The 13,852-nt window shown below is 58.8% G+C and carries 18 protein-coding genes; 5 read left to right on the forward strand and 13 right to left on the reverse strand.

Annotated features, from left to right (window positions below):
* Nucleotides 1-13: 13 nt before the first annotated feature.
* The 6 genes from AAE029_RS25950 to AAE029_RS25975 all read right to left on the reverse strand — a co-directional run bounded on the left by AAE029_RS25950 (nt 14) and on the right by AAE029_RS25975 (nt 2,991).
* Nucleotides 14-325 carry a DUF1883 domain-containing protein gene (locus AAE029_RS25950; protein ID WP_371075773.1) on the reverse strand — a complete coding sequence of 104 codons (312 nt, stop codon included), beginning with the start codon at nt 323-325 and terminating at the stop codon, nt 14-16.
* Nucleotides 326-477: 152 nt separating this feature from the next.
* Nucleotides 478-738 (reverse strand): hypothetical protein, encoded by a 261-nt coding sequence (locus AAE029_RS25955; RefSeq protein WP_371075774.1) that lies wholly within the window; start codon nt 736-738, stop codon nt 478-480.
* Nucleotides 739-775: 37 nt separating this feature from the next.
* Nucleotides 776-970 (reverse strand): hypothetical protein, encoded by a 195-nt coding sequence (locus AAE029_RS25960; RefSeq protein WP_371075775.1) that lies wholly within the window; start codon nt 968-970, stop codon nt 776-778.
* Nucleotides 971-1,112: 142 nt separating this feature from the next.
* A complete protein-coding gene (gene dapA / locus AAE029_RS25965; RefSeq protein ID WP_371075776.1) occupies nt 1,113-2,069 on the reverse strand; it encodes a 4-hydroxy-tetrahydrodipicolinate synthase in 957 nt (318 codons plus the stop codon).
* 5 nt (nt 2,070-2,074) lie between these two features.
* Nucleotides 2,075-2,311, reverse strand: coding sequence for a hypothetical protein (locus AAE029_RS25970; RefSeq protein ID WP_371075777.1), 237 nt, complete (start codon nt 2,309-2,311; stop codon nt 2,075-2,077).
* Between the two features lie 461 nt (nt 2,312-2,772).
* Nucleotides 2,773-2,991 carry a hypothetical protein gene (locus AAE029_RS25975; protein ID WP_371075778.1) on the reverse strand — a complete coding sequence of 73 codons (219 nt, stop codon included), beginning with the start codon at nt 2,989-2,991 and terminating at the stop codon, nt 2,773-2,775.
* Between the two features lie 190 nt (nt 2,992-3,181).
* Between AAE029_RS25975 and ftsZ the strand changes: the two genes are divergently transcribed.
* Nucleotides 3,182-4,210: a cell division protein FtsZ gene (ftsZ, locus tag AAE029_RS25980; RefSeq protein ID WP_371075779.1), complete on the forward strand. Its 1,029-nt coding sequence runs from the start codon at nt 3,182-3,184 to the stop codon at nt 4,208-4,210.
* Nucleotides 4,211-4,368: 158 nt separating this feature from the next.
* Here the strand turns inward: ftsZ and AAE029_RS25985 are convergent, their stop codons facing one another.
* Nucleotides 4,369-5,226 (reverse strand): oxidoreductase, encoded by an 858-nt coding sequence (locus AAE029_RS25985; protein WP_371075780.1) that lies wholly within the window; start codon nt 5,224-5,226, stop codon nt 4,369-4,371.
* A gap of 126 nt (nt 5,227-5,352) precedes the next feature.
* On the opposite strand from AAE029_RS25985, the gene AAE029_RS25990 reads away from it, so the two are divergent.
* Together AAE029_RS25990 and AAE029_RS25995 are read left to right on the forward strand one after the other, a co-directional pair.
* Complete coding sequence (locus tag AAE029_RS25990) at nt 5,353-6,240, forward strand: LysR family transcriptional regulator (RefSeq protein ID WP_371075781.1); 888 nt, start codon at nt 5,353-5,355, stop codon at nt 6,238-6,240.
* Between the two features lie 44 nt (nt 6,241-6,284).
* Entirely contained in the window at nt 6,285-6,677 is a 393-nt protein-coding gene (locus AAE029_RS25995; protein WP_371075782.1) for a BON domain-containing protein, read from the forward strand.
* A gap of 209 nt (nt 6,678-6,886) precedes the next feature.
* On the opposite strand, the gene AAE029_RS26000 is transcribed toward AAE029_RS25995, so the two are convergent.
* Nucleotides 6,887-7,315 carry an OsmC family protein gene (locus AAE029_RS26000; RefSeq protein ID WP_371075783.1) on the reverse strand — a complete coding sequence of 143 codons (429 nt, stop codon included), beginning with the start codon at nt 7,313-7,315 and terminating at the stop codon, nt 6,887-6,889.
* 103 nt (nt 7,316-7,418) lie between these two features.
* Nucleotides 7,419-8,783, reverse strand: coding sequence for an APC family permease (locus tag AAE029_RS26005; protein WP_371075784.1), 1,365 nt, complete (start codon nt 8,781-8,783; stop codon nt 7,419-7,421).
* A gap of 221 nt (nt 8,784-9,004) precedes the next feature.
* Here AAE029_RS26005 and AAE029_RS26010 point away from each other — a divergent pair, with 221 nt between their 5' ends.
* A complete protein-coding gene (locus AAE029_RS26010; protein WP_371075785.1) occupies nt 9,005-9,250 on the forward strand; it encodes a hypothetical protein in 246 nt (81 codons plus the stop codon).
* Nucleotides 9,251-9,358: 108 nt separating this feature from the next.
* On the opposite strand, the gene AAE029_RS26015 is transcribed toward AAE029_RS26010, so the two are convergent.
* The 3 genes from AAE029_RS26015 to rpsU form a co-directional block, all read right to left on the reverse strand.
* Nucleotides 9,359-9,940 (reverse strand): alpha-ketoglutarate-dependent dioxygenase AlkB, encoded by a 582-nt coding sequence (locus tag AAE029_RS26015; protein WP_371075786.1) that lies wholly within the window; start codon nt 9,938-9,940, stop codon nt 9,359-9,361.
* A gap of 115 nt (nt 9,941-10,055) precedes the next feature.
* Complete coding sequence (locus AAE029_RS26020) at nt 10,056-10,250, reverse strand: hypothetical protein (RefSeq protein ID WP_371075787.1); 195 nt, start codon at nt 10,248-10,250, stop codon at nt 10,056-10,058.
* Between the two features lie 53 nt (nt 10,251-10,303).
* Nucleotides 10,304-10,540: a 30S ribosomal protein S21 gene (rpsU, locus tag AAE029_RS26025; protein WP_371075788.1), complete on the reverse strand. Its 237-nt coding sequence runs from the start codon at nt 10,538-10,540 to the stop codon at nt 10,304-10,306.
* Nucleotides 10,541-11,311: 771 nt separating this feature from the next.
* Between rpsU and AAE029_RS26030 the strand changes: the two genes are divergently transcribed.
* On the forward strand, nt 11,312-11,971 hold the full coding sequence (locus tag AAE029_RS26030; protein WP_371075789.1) for a peroxiredoxin: 660 nt from the start codon (nt 11,312-11,314) through the stop codon (nt 11,969-11,971).
* A gap of 148 nt (nt 11,972-12,119) precedes the next feature.
* Here AAE029_RS26030 and poxB read toward each other — a convergent pair whose 3' ends face one another.
* Nucleotides 12,120-13,841, reverse strand: a complete 1,722-nt coding sequence (poxB, locus tag AAE029_RS26035; RefSeq protein WP_371075790.1) for a ubiquinone-dependent pyruvate dehydrogenase — start codon at nt 13,839-13,841, stop codon at nt 12,120-12,122.
* Nucleotides 13,842-13,852 lie beyond the last annotated feature (11 nt).

Consider the following 13,852-nt stretch of genomic DNA (forward strand, 5'->3'; position numbering starts at 1 on the left):
CACCGCGTGGAGATCAGGAGACGCGCTGCATCTTCGATGCGGCGGGAGGCGTGATCAGCTTCACGGCTGAATCCGCAAGACCATGATGGCCTTCCATATCGACGATGATATGCCAGTGACCGCTTTCGGGAACCGTCAGCCGGATCGGTGATTTGCGCGCCACGCCACCCAGATATTTGAAATCGAGGACCTCGGTGAACCGCTGGAAGTTTGCAGCCGTCAGCAGCCGCACATTGTTCACGGCACTCAATGTCACCTCGATGACAGTTCCGGCGCGCTGTTCCTTGAGGTCGTAATGGGTGTAGCGGAAGGCCGGTCTTGGCATCTGTTCTCTTGAAGAATCTGATCCTTTTGAGGCGCTACCTTATCAGTCCGCTGGTTAATGAAAGGTTGGAAAGTGCAGGCTCTGCACGGGGGCAAGGGCGATATGCCAAGCCACGATGAGCCCTCTCCCGAAGACGCGAGAGGGCAACCAGTTCAATGAACGTTCAGTCTCATTTCGAACGGTGTCGCGATATCGAGTACGACGCCTTCCGGAGCGCGGCAGATATCGGTTGGATTGTGATTGCATTCTTCGGCCGCGAAATGCAGCGCTGCAGCCTCATTGACGAAGAGGCCGCCGACCAGGCCCTGCCGGTCCTGTACGACCCAACGGCCGCGCTTGTCGCGTCCTACCATGAAGCGGGCGCGGGAAGGTGTGGAAGATATGCTGCGTTGAAGTTGTTGTGCGTTTGCCATGAGTTTCAGATCCCGTTTTATCAATCGTGCATGCCGCTTAGTGCATCCAGGACATCAGCGTCTGGACGACGCCGGCGAGCACGAAGACTGCGACCAGCCGCGGTGCGGTCGCGACGAAACCGTCATGCAGAGGGGAATGGGAGGAGCTGAACTGTTCGGCCTTCACGGTCGCAATGCCCGAGCCACGTTGAAGCGGGTCGGCGGCAGCGCCGTAGTCGTAAATACGTGACATCACACGTTCCTTTCCGAGTGTCACTTGAACCTTCATCGACATTGCGATTCCGGTGTCACGCTGATGAATCTATTGGCTCTTCAATAGGATTTCCATTTGCCGCCGAAATGGAAAATATAAAAATCTCATAGAGATAAGCTGATCATATATCGAAGCGTATAAGCGAGCCTGCCTCCACGCGGCTCATGCGATCGTTCATGAACGGTTGGAGCGCTGCGTGGATTGCAGCCTCGGTCTCCGGTTCGATAGGCACGAGAGGAAGACGGACCTCGGGATCCAGCTTCCTTAGAAGGTGCAGTGCATATTTAACGCCGACGGGTTCACTCTCGCGCCGCAGGGCACGGATCAACGGGAAGAAACGCTCGTAGATCGAGAGTGCTGTTGGTATGTGCCCGGCATTTGTGGCGCGCTGCATCGAGGCAACCAGCCGCGGTACGACGTTGGCGACCGCGGAGATCGTTCCATGCCCGCCGGCCATCGCAAAGGCGAGCGCCGTCGGATCATGACCGGAGAGTAGCGTGAAGCGCTCCCGCAAAGCGGGCTGCAGCGAGGCGATGCGGCTGACATCGCCGGTCGCGTCGCGAATGCCGATAATGGCCTGTATCTCTGCCAACCGCTCTATCGTGGCCGGTGTCGCATCAAGCGCCGTATGCGACGGGGCGTTATCGACCATCAGGGGAATACCGCTGTTGGCGGCGATCGCTTCGAAATGATGGCATATACCCTTCTGCGTCGGCTTCGAATAATAGGGTATGGTGACGAGGGCAACATCCGCGCCGAGTGCCTCCGCCTCGCGGGTGCGGGCGATCGTGGTGGCGGTGCTGTTGGTGCCGGTAGCGACAATCACTGGCACCTTGCCTTCAGCGATCTCCACCGCAATTGCGACGATCTTCTTCCGCTCTTCGGCATCGAGTACCGGCCCTTCGCCGGTGACGCTGCAGACTGCGAGCCCGTCTATGCCGCTGCGGATCTGCCATTCGACGAGGGCCATCAGACCGACCTCGTCGAGTTTGCCGTCGATGAACGGCGTTGCGAGCGCGGTGATGGCGCCGCGAATGCGCGGGCGAGACTTGCGCGCCGCATTGATAGCGAAGTTCATGACGCTTAGAGGACCCGGAAGATGATGAAGATCTCGACGCAGGCGAGCACGATTCCGAAGATCATCAAGGCGTAAGCGGTCCGCCGTTCCCGCATCTGCCTGTTGCGGTAGCGCAGATGTGGGCGGGAGGAGGGACCGGGTTGAGCCGGATTGATACCTGCAGCTTTGATGTGGTCGCGCGGTTTGCCTGTGCGAATGGGTCTTTCGGCGGCTTCAGGTGTGTGGGTAAGGATATCCCGCATGGCTTTGACCTCTGCTTTGATCCGCGAGGCTACTGCCGCTTGCGATAGGAAATCCATTCGAAGGGGGGATCGAAAAAATATGAAAGTCATAAAGGCTTTTTGACTGCCGGCACGCGCCTGCTCCCCTTCGCAGACGCATGTCACGCTGCGGTGACAGGCAGGATCCGCCGGAAGGAAATCGCCCCTGCCGCACGTCATCGCGTGGCAGAGGCGATAATTCAGCTGCTGACCACTCTGTTGCAGGCCATAGCAACACTTGGATTCGCGACTACGGCCATCATGAGTGACAGGGCGATCAGCGACATGCTGTAGATGAATAACTTCATGGACAGCTCCTTCTCCAGCCCCTCCGGAAGTATGGGGCAGTATTGCGGTCTTTCAAATAACGAATGCTTGATCAAGAAGGGTCTGCGCTCGAATGATTTGCGGTAGCGCCCGTGCACCCGTGATATTGGCGGGCGTCAATGGGGTCCACTGCCCGCGGCAAGTCCGTTGCGTCTAAGTTCCTCGATTGCCAGGATGGCATCCTCGACCGACCATCCGGCCCTGACGGCAGCAGCAACCATCTTCACTTCGGCTTCCTCCTCCAGCGCCAGAAACAGCGGTTCGAGCGCCTCCTGGACCGTTAGGATGTGGTCGTCAGGAGGGGCGACGGTGTGACGTGTTGCTGAAGGGGCCATGTCCGCGGTTCTCCTCTTTTTTCGACCAACGCATTGCATGTCGAAATGGTTCCTCAAAAGGTTGCAAAGAACGCCATCTTGTTCTTTCGCCCCGCCTCTGCCTTCTTAGGTGCTTAATCTGGTTGCCTGATTCGGCCCTCTCCAAGCAGAGAATGAGGCCGGCAGGGGGACGTTCATAAAGGAGATTGCGATGACGGACGCCAAGAGCGGGATTTCGGAAATGCGCCCGAGGATCACGGTGATCGGCGTTGGCGGGGGCGGTGGCAATGCGATCAACAACATGATTTCGGAGAATTTGGCGGGCGTCGAGTTCGTCGCCGCCAATACGGACGCCCAGGTTCTGGCGACATCGAAAGCATCAAGGCGTATCCAGCTCGGCGCACATGTCACCGAGGGACTGGGAGCCGGATCGCTTCCCGAGGTTGGCCGTGCCGCAGCCGAGGAATCGATCGACGAAATCATGGATCACCTGAGCGGATCGCATATGTGCTTCGTCACGGCTGGCATGGGTGGCGGCACAGGAACGGGTGCCGCACCGGTGATCGCTCAGGCGGCACGCAATGCCGGGATCCTCACGGTCGGTGTCGTCACGAAGCCTTTCACATTCGAGGGCAACCGTCGTATGCGCACGGCCGATGCAGGCATCGAGCTGCTTCGCCAGGCGGCCGACACCGTCATCGTCATTCCCAATCAGAACCTCTTCAGGATCGCGGATGCGAAGACGACCTTTGCCGATGCGTTCATGACTGCCGACCGTGTGCTCTATGCCGGCGTCGGCTGCATCACCGATCTGATCGTCAAGGAGGGTCTCATCAACCTCGACTTCGCCGACGTGAAGTCGGTGATGCGCGGAATGGGCCGCGCGATGATGGGAACGGGCGAGGCCTCCGGTGGGGAAAGGGCGTTGAAGGCCGCCGAAGCCGCGATCGCCAATCCGCTGCTCGATGACATCTCGATGAGGGGAGCCAGGGGTGTGTTGATATCGATCTCGGGAGGATCGGACATGACCCTCTTCGAGGTGGACGAGGCGGCGAGCCGTATTCGCGACGAGGTCCAGGATGACGCGGATATCGTCGTCGGAGCGATTTTTGACCGGAACCTGGATGGAAAGTTCAGGGTTTCGGTTGTAGCGACCGGACTCGATGGAGACCCAGCTTCCGCAGGCGCGCAGGGGAGTGTCGGCGTTGTGCAGGGGATGTCGACACGGACTTTGCAGTAAGCCCGACCGACTGTAGCGTCTTGCGTTCTTCCAGACCCACAAAGATTGTAGCACTTTGAATTGCTGCAGCCAGAACATGGCTCGATTGGCTTCGCGTCCGCAGGCATTCCGGCCTGCGGACGCGGTTTCTATCACTTAGTGTTTTGCCGGGCAGTGCATCAATGTTGCGCTGCGGCGTCGACGTCCTTCGGAAAGTCGGTCGAGAGGGCGAGCTCGCGCCATTCGTCTAGTTCTCTCGCCACGCTGGCGTTCTTCTGTTCGAGAACGGCCACGGTGTCGCTGCCGAAGGGCATGCGCAGCGGCGGGTTCGCAGCATTCACTAGCGCAATGATGCCGGAAGCAAGTTTGGCAGGGTTGCCTGGCTGGGAATGGTTGGCATCGGCTGCAAAGTTGCGCATGTTTCCGGCGGGTGTGCCTTCATAATCAGGGATAGAGGCAGGACTGATAGCGAGCGAATTGTCGGCGAGGAAGTCGGTACGGAAGAAGCCGGGTTCGACAACCGTGACTTTGACGCCGAACGGTTCCAACTCGACTGCCATGGATTCGGTCAGGCCCTCGACGGCGAACTTGGTCGAACCATAGACGCCCCAGCCGGGATAACCAATGTAGCCGCCGATCGAGGAGAAGTTCAGCACGCGGCCGGAGCGCTGCTTGCGCATGTAGGGCAGGATGGCGCGCGTCACCTTCAGAAGGCCGAAGACGTTCGTCGCGTATATTCTCTCGATCTCTTCGGCCGATGCTTCCTCGACCGCACCCAGAAGGCCGTAGCCGGCATTGTTGATGAGGACGTCGATGCGGCCGAAACGCTCGACGGCTGCAGCTGCAGCTTCCTTCGCCTGGGCTTCATTGGTGACATCGAGAGCGACGGCATAGAGGTTCGGATGGTCGCCTATCTTTTCGATGACAGACTTGGGGCTGCGTGCGGTTGCCACGACGGCGTCGCCAGCGGCAAGGGCTTCCTTGGTCATCAGCGCGCCGAAGCCGCGCGAGGCACCGGTGATGAACCAGACCTTCATGACGAATTCCTCTCGTTGGTTGATCTCTTGGCGTCGGCATCTCGTGCTGACAGGTAGAATTTGCCGCAATTTTCTCTCATGTATAAGGTTTGTTATTGTTGAGATTATCATGAGTGAGATTCAGCAATGAGGGCGACCGAATTGTCGGAACTGGCGGCATTCGCCGCGGTTGCAAAGCATAAGAGTTTTCGCAAGGCCGGCGAGGAAAGGGGCGTGACGGCCTCGGCAATCAGCCACGCCGTTCTCAATCTCGAAGACCGGATCGGTATCCGGTTGCTGAACAGGACGACCCGCAGTGTCTCCCTGACTGAGGCGGGCGATCTTCTCAAGTCGCATCTCGATCCGGCCTTCGGCGAGATCACTTCGGCATTGGATGCCCTGAACCAGTTCCGCGACACGCCGTTCGGGAAGGTGAGGATCAACGTGCCCAATTCGATCGCGCCTTTCGTGCTCGGCCGCGTCATCGGACCGCTGCTTGCCAGGAATCCTAATCTGCAGCTTGAGATCGTTGCGACCGACAGGCTCGTGGATATCGTCGAAGAAGGGTTCGATGCGGGAATAAGACTAGGAGAGCGTGTCACCGAAGGAATGATCGCGGTCCGCATCAAGCCGCGGCTCCGGCTCGTGGTAGTCGGCTCTCCTGCCTATTTCGAAAACCGAACCCGGCCGCTGACACCGCACGACCTGAGAGATCACGTCTGCATCCAAAACATGTATCCGTCCGGAGTGCGCTATCCCTGGGAATTTGAGAAGGATGGGCAGGCCATCACCTATAACCCGACCGGGCCTCTGTCGCTCGACGATCACGAGCTGATGACGCAGGCGGCCCTGAGCGGCATTGCATTGGCTTATGTATGGGAGGGTCGCGTAGAAAAGGCGATCGCAAGCGGAGAGCTCATCCAGGTGCTTGACGAGTGGTGCCAGCCGGAAGACCATCTCTACCTCTATTATCCGAGCCGGCGCCACATTTCGGCGGGTTTCCGGGCCTTGATCGACACGATGAAGTCCGAGTGAGGCAAGTCCAAGGCGGCTTTTGATCCGCTGAAGATGAATGCCAGATGAACGGATTTGCCGCCCAGACGTTACTCCATCAGGAGGAATGTAGGATGTTCGGTATAGCGTTCCCATCCAGCACATTGCCCAGGGCCTCTCTATCGGATGCCGCCCAAGCGCTGGCGGCTGCGATCGCCTATACGAACGGTATGGAGGATGCCCACATCGAGGTCGTCGAACATGAAGGTTTCTTCTTCCTGGAAGGGACCGCACCCAGCGAAAACATGATTGAGCGAGCAACCGAGATCGCGATATCGATCGTTGGCAGTCGCGTCTGCAACCGCATCCAACCCGCATCGGCCGAAGGGTCAGGGAATGGCGGTCGGTTCGACGCTTCCTGTAACGACCGGATCCGTAAGGTTGCGGCCAAACGGATTAAGCGCAACGAGGCCTGCTAGGGCTACGATCAGCAGGCAGACGCGGAAGAGCGACGACTGAAGTAACATCTGGGTCCTGAATTGCGTATCTGGTGGTCGCCGATAACAGAGAATGATTGAGAGCGCTGGGCTCTGCGAAGAACATACGAAAAAACCCTCAAGGATTCGTAAAATGGGTTGTGAGACCCGTCGCTACAAAGAACGGCGGATCTGGCGGAATGCTGCCCGCCCTAACCGGAAATCGATGTTGAAAACGCTGGGTTGCCACGGATCGTGTTGCTGACCGTGCAGATCTCACCCTCGGCCGCATGCGCGATCTTCCGCCGGGTTTCCTCGTCGATATCACCCTTGATCGTGAAGGCGATGTTGAATTTTTGGACTCGCGAAGGCCCATCCGCCGCCTTCTCACCCGTCACGTCGGCTGTAATTTCAGTGATCCTGTCCATGACGCCCATCTGGCTTGCCGCGATGCGCGCGCTCAGAACCAAACAGGCGGAGAGCGACGAATAGAGCAGATCAAGCGGATTGAACCCCGGCTGCGACGCCCCGGTAACGATATCGATCTCACCCTTGGTCGCGGATGTGACATGGGGAAAACCGGTCCGGCCAAGAACAGCGGTTGCGCCAGTGGGACGCGTACGAACCTTGAGATCGGCCATCGGGAGTCCTTTTTGAGAGGTACAGGCGTCTCTACCATGTTCTTTACCCCCCGCGGAAGCAGCGGCGGGTCGAAATCCGTCGGCCAGTCTCGACAGTCGGGCATCATGCGGGGCGGTCCGCCGTTCGCATGATCCGCACGGTGGCGAACCATAGCACCACGCCTAGACCGATCAGGCACGCCGCGATTACATACTGGATCGGGTCCCGGCCGCTCCATGGACCGGCGAGAAAAATGCAGGAAATTGCCCCCAGAACAGGAAGGACCAGCGGTGTCCGGAAATGCCCGTGGTCCACTGGGTCGTTGCGCAGGACCAGCACAGCGACATTGACAATAGCGAAGACGCACAGAAGCAGGAGCGACGTCGTGCCGCCAAGCGCCGGGACCCCACCGGCAAAAAGGATGAGCCCCACGGCGAGGAGCGACGTGAAAGCAATTGCCACATGGGGTGTACGACGGCCTGCATGTACTTTCCCCAGCACTTCCGGAAGCACGCCTTCGCGAGCCATGCCGTAGATCAGGCGGCTCGCCATCATCATGTTGATCAGGGCAGAATTGGCGACGGCGAACATGGTGATCACGGCGAAGATGCTGATCGGGAAGGATGGTGCTCCCGCCTGGATCACCTTCAGAAGCGGCGTTTCTCCCTCGCCGAGTTCGTTGGCCGACACCAGCGTGATGGCCGAGATCGCCACCAGCACGTAAATCACGCCCGTGATGGTCAGCCCGGTCAGAAGAACCTTCGGGAAAAGCCTGCTCGGCTCCTTGCATTCCTCCGCCATGTTGACGGAATCCTCGAAGCCAACCATTGCGAAGAAGGCGAGGGCGGTTGCCGCGACGACAGGCCAGAAGATGCCGCTGCCCTCCGGCGTCGCGAAGGTCCAGGCGCGGGAGACATCGCCCTGGCCGCCGGCAATCGCCCAAAAGCCGATGCCGATGATGATCAGGAGACCGGTAAACTCGACCAGGGTAAGAAGAACATTCACCTTCACGCTTTCGCCCACACCCCGGAAATTGATGGCCGCAACAAGGACGATAAAGCCGACGGCTGCCAGAGGTACGCCCCAGGCGCCGGAATCCAGTCCCAGGGAAGTCATGAAATTGGATGCGAAGGCGCGTGACGCCGTCGACGCCGACGTAATGCCTGAAGACATCACGGCGAAGGCCACAAGGAAGGTCAGGAAATGCGTGCCGAATGCCTTATGGGTATAGAGCGCCGCGCCGGCCGCACGGGGATATTTGGTCACCAGTTCGAGGTAGCTGCAGGCGGTCAGCAAAGCGACGATGAAGGCGATTAGGAAAGGAAGCCAGACGACGCCGCCGACCTTGGCGGCCACCTGACCCGTGAGCGCGTAAATACCGGTGCCGAGAATGTCGCCGACGATAAAGAGAAGGAGCAGTCCAGGCCCCATGACTCGCCTGAGTTCCGTTGCTTGTTCATCCGCCGCGCTGGCTTGCACGTTCACCATCTCGTTTCTCCTGGCTTGATCCCTCGTTCGAAGCTTCAATGAAAACAAGTCGATGTTGTTCCAAACGAAATGTCCCGGTGCCATCACGAAGCGTAGTGGGGTATGAAGATATCTGATCGAGATTCGGTGATTCTGGATGTTAGGGATTTGTTAACCATGTTGCCTCAGTTTCCGACACCGGACTCGAGCACTGCTTCACTTCTTCAACAGGGAGGCATCCAATGCGGCTAGTCACGATCCCCGGCAAGATAATGCGGAAGGACGCACATACGCTCCTGATCATGGGCGACGGCGATACGCGCCAGGCGGTCTGCTTCCTGCACGGCCCGGCGGATACGGCAGATGTCCAGGAACATCTCGATCTCATCGAAGAAGCCGCGAACCGGAAGGCACTGCGTGGTGAAGTCGCCTTTGACGGCCAGATATGGATTACCGCATCGGATCTTCCGAAGAGCAACGCACACTGATCCGGGAAAGCACTGGCTGCCGTGCCGTCACTTCACTCAACATCGAGCGCCGGTCCAGGAGATGAGAAAAGGGCGTCGTGAACCTTGCCACCGGGCGAGCTTGCGTCATCACGGCTTTGAAATTTCGCGGAATGTGATCGAATAGCGAAGCTCTTCCACCGGCGGAATAGAATGCTCCCACTCCGTACGCGCCGGTCCCGACAACAGATAAGCCGAGCCGGGCTCAGCGATGATTGATGCACGCTCCCACCTGTCGCCGGCGCGGCGCCTGAGCCTGAACGTGCACGGTGAGAGAAGCGAGACGCCGATGATCCTTCCGAACACATGCTTGTCCCTGTGCCAGCCGATCGGCGCTCCGGGAGCATATTCGCTGACAAGAGCCTGCTCCAGTTGGCTGGGCTCTATGCCGAAAAAGTCCGCGGCGACGACCCGCAACGGCTGGAGAAGGGCAGGGATATCCGCTCCGCGCCGCAACTGCTGGATTTCGAAATCATATTTCCAGCCGTAGGATACGACCCGCCGCTTGCCCTCAAAACCGTGAAAATCGAAAGGCTTGAACGGCAGATCGGGGATTTCCCGGAGCAGATCGGACTGGAGTTCCTCCGGGACGACATTGGCTGCGTATCGGAAGCCCTCCGGCAACCGAGGTGGCGAGCTCGCAAACAGCTCACCTTGCAACGATGCGTTCATGGCCTTTCCTTTATTGGAGCAATTCCAGGGAAAGTGTGAAGCGGTTTTCCGTCCGGAATTGCGTAAAAACAAAAGGTTAGAGCGGTTCTGCCATTCTGGAACTGCCCTATCGCCCTTAGTGGACGCTTGGCATCTTCATGACGGCGGCAAAGTCCTCCGCCACGATTTCGCTGATCGCTATCAGGACTTCCTCCGCGGTAAAGCCGGAGGCGACTGTGGCGCGGATCAGATCCTGCAGATCGGGCTCGATCACGTCGCGGCAGTCCTCCAGCCGCTCGTCCGAAACAGTCAAGCTATGCAATTCTTCCATGATACAACCTTTCGATAGTGCATGCCGCTGAGGCAAAAGCCGGCGGCAAATGGTTACCGCGTGGAAGACCGCCGCCGGGGGGCGGCGAGAAGACCTTCCCGCTGCATCTTCTTGCGAGCGGCCTTGCGCTGTCGGGCAATTGCTTGCGCCCTTTCGCGAACCCGGCGTTCGGACGGTTTTTCGTAGGCGCGGCGTTCCTTCATTTCCCGGAACAGGCCTTCGCGCTGCATCTTCTTCTTCAGCGCACGGATGGCCTGCTCGACATTATTATCTCTGACGAATACCTGCATTTCTGTCTCCTAATTGTTGATAATTACTCGTTCAGCCGAGTTGCTCGGCAATGATGGCCCGTAGCTCCCGACGTGTGAGAAGGCAGGGATACGGTTTCCATTGTTTGTCCGGCCGACGGACGGCCTCATCGCGCTCGCGCGGCTTCACCGCCGCGGGCGCGGCAGCGATGTTGGATTTGTTCAATAGAAGTCCTCTGCCGCCGTGAGGCGGCGCAATCGACATGATTGCGGCGCTTGCCCATCGCGCAAAAAAGCGGTGGACACCGTGATGTCCCGACACCCTCATCGAGGCGTCGCCCATGTCATCTTTGAAATCAGGGTTATCAAATAGATAGGAAGCCGACCGATCCGTTGCAAGCAATCGGCTGGTGGCAATCGAGGCGCCAATGAGAAAGGGCGCTCGACCGGTAAGGGGAGCGCCCTTTCGAACCCGGACGGCCTCGAACGCCGCGACGAAATGTCGAGCAGGAGGTCATCGATACGGGAAGTGAACGATAGATACGGTCGGACATTCGGGATTTCAAGTGGCAACGGCTTGAATGGTTTGCGGTCGTCCGGCCCGCTTAGGTGGACGGGCAATGCGTTGGATGCTGGCGGGAAGCGACGGCTCGGATACCGATCGGAAAGCTTCGCGAAACATTCACTATCGAAGATTCTATTTCCTGTTATACCGACAATAGGCAATGCAACGGGCTACCAAGTCTCGCGTTGTCCATTCTAACATCGCCGATTGTAGTAGAAATCTGAAACGTACCGTCGAAGGAGGAAGCCTTGAGCCTGCGTATTAACGATATTGCCCCGGATTTTACTGCCGAAACGACCCAAGGGCCGATCCGCTTCCATGAATGGATCGGCAATGGTTGGGCAGTTCTTTTCTCCCATCCAAAGAATTTCACTCCCGTCTGCACGACCGAACTCGGCACAATGGCTGGTCTTGAGCCGGAATTTGCGAAGCGTGGTGTCAAAATCATCGGCATTTCGGTGGATCCGGTCGAAAGCCATGGCAAATGGAAGACTGACATCAAGGCCGCTACCGGCTTCGATGTCGAATATCCACTGATCGGTGACAAGGATCTCAATGTCGCCAAGCTCTACGACATGTTGCCGGCTGGCGCTGGCGAAAGCTCCGAAGGCCGCACGCCCGCAGACAATGCGACGGTCCGCTCTGTCTTCGTCATCGGTCCCGACAAGAAGATCAAGCTGATCCTCACCTACCCGATGACGACCGGCCGCAATTTCAATGAAATTCTGCGTGCCATCGACTCCATCCAACTGACCGCCAAGCATCAGGTTGCAACGCCTGCGAACTGGCTGCAGGGCGACGACGTCATTATCACGGCCGCAGTCTCCAACGAGGACGCAATCACGCGCTTTGGTTCGTTCGATACGGTTCTGCCCTATCTCCGGAAGACCCGGCAGCCGGCAAACTAAGAGGGCGTCGCACTCTCCCTGTATGAATGAGCTGATGCCGCCTGGTGAAGGCGGCGTCAGCCTATGCTGGATAAGACGACGTCTGTCATGTCCCCGGAAGGCGGCCCCACAGCATTGCTCGAGCAGGCGCAATCCGGAAATCTACACCTCAGCGCCGTATGTTCACCTTCGCCAGATCGACGAGTTCACGGGCGCGGCCGTCCATGACGGCCTTGATCATAAAGAGGCCGAATTTTCTGGCGTCCTCAATCGTTGTCTTCGGCGGCATGATCAATTCCTGGCGCGCACTGACCACGTCGACCAGCGCCGGCCCCTTGTGCTCGAATGCGGCTGCAAGCCCCTCCTTGAGATCTTTCGATTGCTCCACCCGAATTCCCCTTACACCGACAGCCTCGGCCATGGCGGCAAAGTTCGGGTTCTTCAGGTCAACCCCGACATCAAGGAAGCCATTGGCCTTCATCTCGAGCTCGACAAATCCGAGGGTGCCGTTGTTCAGCAGAACTATCTTGACCGGCAGGTCCTGTTGGCCGAGCGTCAGGAAGTCGCCCATCATCATGGCAAAGCCGCCGTCGCCCGACATCGATATCACCTGCCGGTTCGGGTATGTAGTCTGCGCGCCGATGGCTTGCGGCAAAGCGTTGGCCATTGAACCATGATTGAACGAGCCGATAAGGCGCCGCTTGCCGTTCATGTGCAGATACCGCGCCGCCCATGCGGTGGGCGTGCCCACGTCGCAAGTGAATATCGCGTCCTCAGCTGCGAGTTCGCTGACCACCCGTGAAACATATTGCGGGTGGATGGTGCCGCTGCGCGGATTGCTTTCAGCAAGCTCATCGAGCGCCTGACGCGCGCGCATGTAGTCGGATCTTGCGCCGTCGAGATGGTCTGTATCGGTTCTCGTCGTCAGTCGCGGCAGCAAGGCCTGCAGTGTGGCTCCAACATCGCCGAGCAAGCCGATCTCCAAGGGGCAGCGGTTACCGAGGGCTTCTGGACGCAGGTCGATCTGCGCGATCCTTGCGTTTTGGGGATAGAACTGCCGGTACGGAAAGTCCGTTCCGAGCATCAGCAGGGTGTCGCAATTTTCCATCGCATAGTAGCCCGACGCGAAGCCAATCAATCCCGTCATGCCGACATCATAGGGATTGTCATATTCCATGAATTCTTTGCCACGGAGTGTATGGACGATCGGCGCTTTCAATGTTTCGGCGAGCTTGAGCACATCCGCATGCGCGCCCTTGCAGCCGGCGCCGCACAACAGCGTGACCCGGGTTCCGCCATTCAAAAGCGCGGCAAGGCGCTCGAGATCCTGATCTGTGGGAACGACGATCGGCTGGAGCGGCTTCAGGAAAGGAGCCGGCCTGGCTTTCGACAGCTCAAGCGCCACATCGCCGGAAACCACGACGACCGCCACGCCTCGACGGGAGATCGCAGTACGGATGGCCCGTTCGAGCATCTGCGGCATCTGCGATGCCTTCGAGACAAGTTCGACATAGTGGCTGCATTCCTTGAATAGGATCTCCGGATGCGTGGCCTGGAAATAATCGATCCCGATTTCGGTCGACGGGATGTGCGCAGCGATGGCCAGAACAGGTACGCGCGATCTGTGACAATCGAACAAGCCGTTGATGAGGTGGAGGTTGCCCGGGCCGCAACTGCCGGCGCAGACCGCAAGCTCGCCGGTGAGATGCGCCTCCGCGCCCGCGGCGAACGCTCCGGCCTCTTCGTTGCGCATGTGCACCCATTCGATTCCGCCGCTGGCGCGCAAGGCATCGGTGAAACCATTCAAGGAATCGCCCACGATTCCGAAGATGCGCTTGACACCTGCCTGCTTGAGTGTGGCGACCATGAATTCAGCAACCGTCTGCGCCATGAGAAATGTCC

Source organism: Sinorhizobium sp. CB7, from assembly GCF_041357635.1.
Lineage (GTDB): Bacteria > Pseudomonadota > Alphaproteobacteria > Rhizobiales > Rhizobiaceae > Rhizobium.

Excerpts from the sequence above, each read along its gene's own strand:
- AAE029_RS26015 (WP_371075786.1), bottom strand. The coding sequence starts at position 9,940 with ATGAACGCATCGTTGCAAGGTGAGCTGTTTGCGAGCTCGCCACCTCGG.
- AAE029_RS26020 (WP_371075787.1), bottom strand. The coding sequence starts at position 10,250 with ATGGAAGAATTGCATAGCTTGACTGTTTCGGACGAGCGGCTGGAGGAC.
- AAE029_RS26005 (WP_371075784.1), bottom strand. The coding sequence starts at position 8,783 with ATGGTGAACGTGCAAGCCAGCGCGGCGGATGAACAAGCAACGGAACTC.
- AAE029_RS25955 (WP_371075774.1), bottom strand. The coding sequence starts at position 738 with ATGGCAAACGCACAACAACTTCAACGCAGCATATCTTCCACACCTTCC.
- rpsU (WP_371075788.1), bottom strand. The coding sequence starts at position 10,540 with ATGCAGGTATTCGTCAGAGATAATAATGTCGAGCAGGCCATCCGTGCG.
- AAE029_RS25990 (WP_371075781.1), top strand. The coding sequence starts at position 5,353 with ATGAGGGCGACCGAATTGTCGGAACTGGCGGCATTCGCCGCGGTTGCA.
- AAE029_RS25960 (WP_371075775.1), bottom strand. The coding sequence starts at position 970 with ATGTCACGTATTTACGACTACGGCGCTGCCGCCGACCCGCTTCAACGT.
- dapA (WP_371075776.1), bottom strand. The coding sequence starts at position 2,069 with ATGAACTTCGCTATCAATGCGGCGCGCAAGTCTCGCCCGCGCATTCGC.
- poxB (WP_371075790.1), bottom strand. The coding sequence starts at position 13,841 with ATGGCGCAGACGGTTGCTGAATTCATGGTCGCCACACTCAAGCAGGCA.
- AAE029_RS25970 (WP_371075777.1), bottom strand. The coding sequence starts at position 2,311 with ATGCGGGATATCCTTACCCACACACCTGAAGCCGCCGAAAGACCCATT.
- AAE029_RS26010 (WP_371075785.1), top strand. The coding sequence starts at position 9,005 with ATGCGGCTAGTCACGATCCCCGGCAAGATAATGCGGAAGGACGCACAT.
- ftsZ (WP_371075779.1), top strand. The coding sequence starts at position 3,182 with ATGACGGACGCCAAGAGCGGGATTTCGGAAATGCGCCCGAGGATCACG.
- AAE029_RS25995 (WP_371075782.1), top strand. The coding sequence starts at position 6,285 with ATGAACGGATTTGCCGCCCAGACGTTACTCCATCAGGAGGAATGTAGG.
- AAE029_RS25985 (WP_371075780.1), bottom strand. The coding sequence starts at position 5,226 with ATGAAGGTCTGGTTCATCACCGGTGCCTCGCGCGGCTTCGGCGCGCTG.
- AAE029_RS25975 (WP_371075778.1), bottom strand. The coding sequence starts at position 2,991 with ATGGCCCCTTCAGCAACACGTCACACCGTCGCCCCTCCTGACGACCAC.
- AAE029_RS25950 (WP_371075773.1), bottom strand. The coding sequence starts at position 325 with ATGCCAAGACCGGCCTTCCGCTACACCCATTACGACCTCAAGGAACAG.
- AAE029_RS26000 (WP_371075783.1), bottom strand. The coding sequence starts at position 7,315 with ATGGCCGATCTCAAGGTTCGTACGCGTCCCACTGGCGCAACCGCTGTT.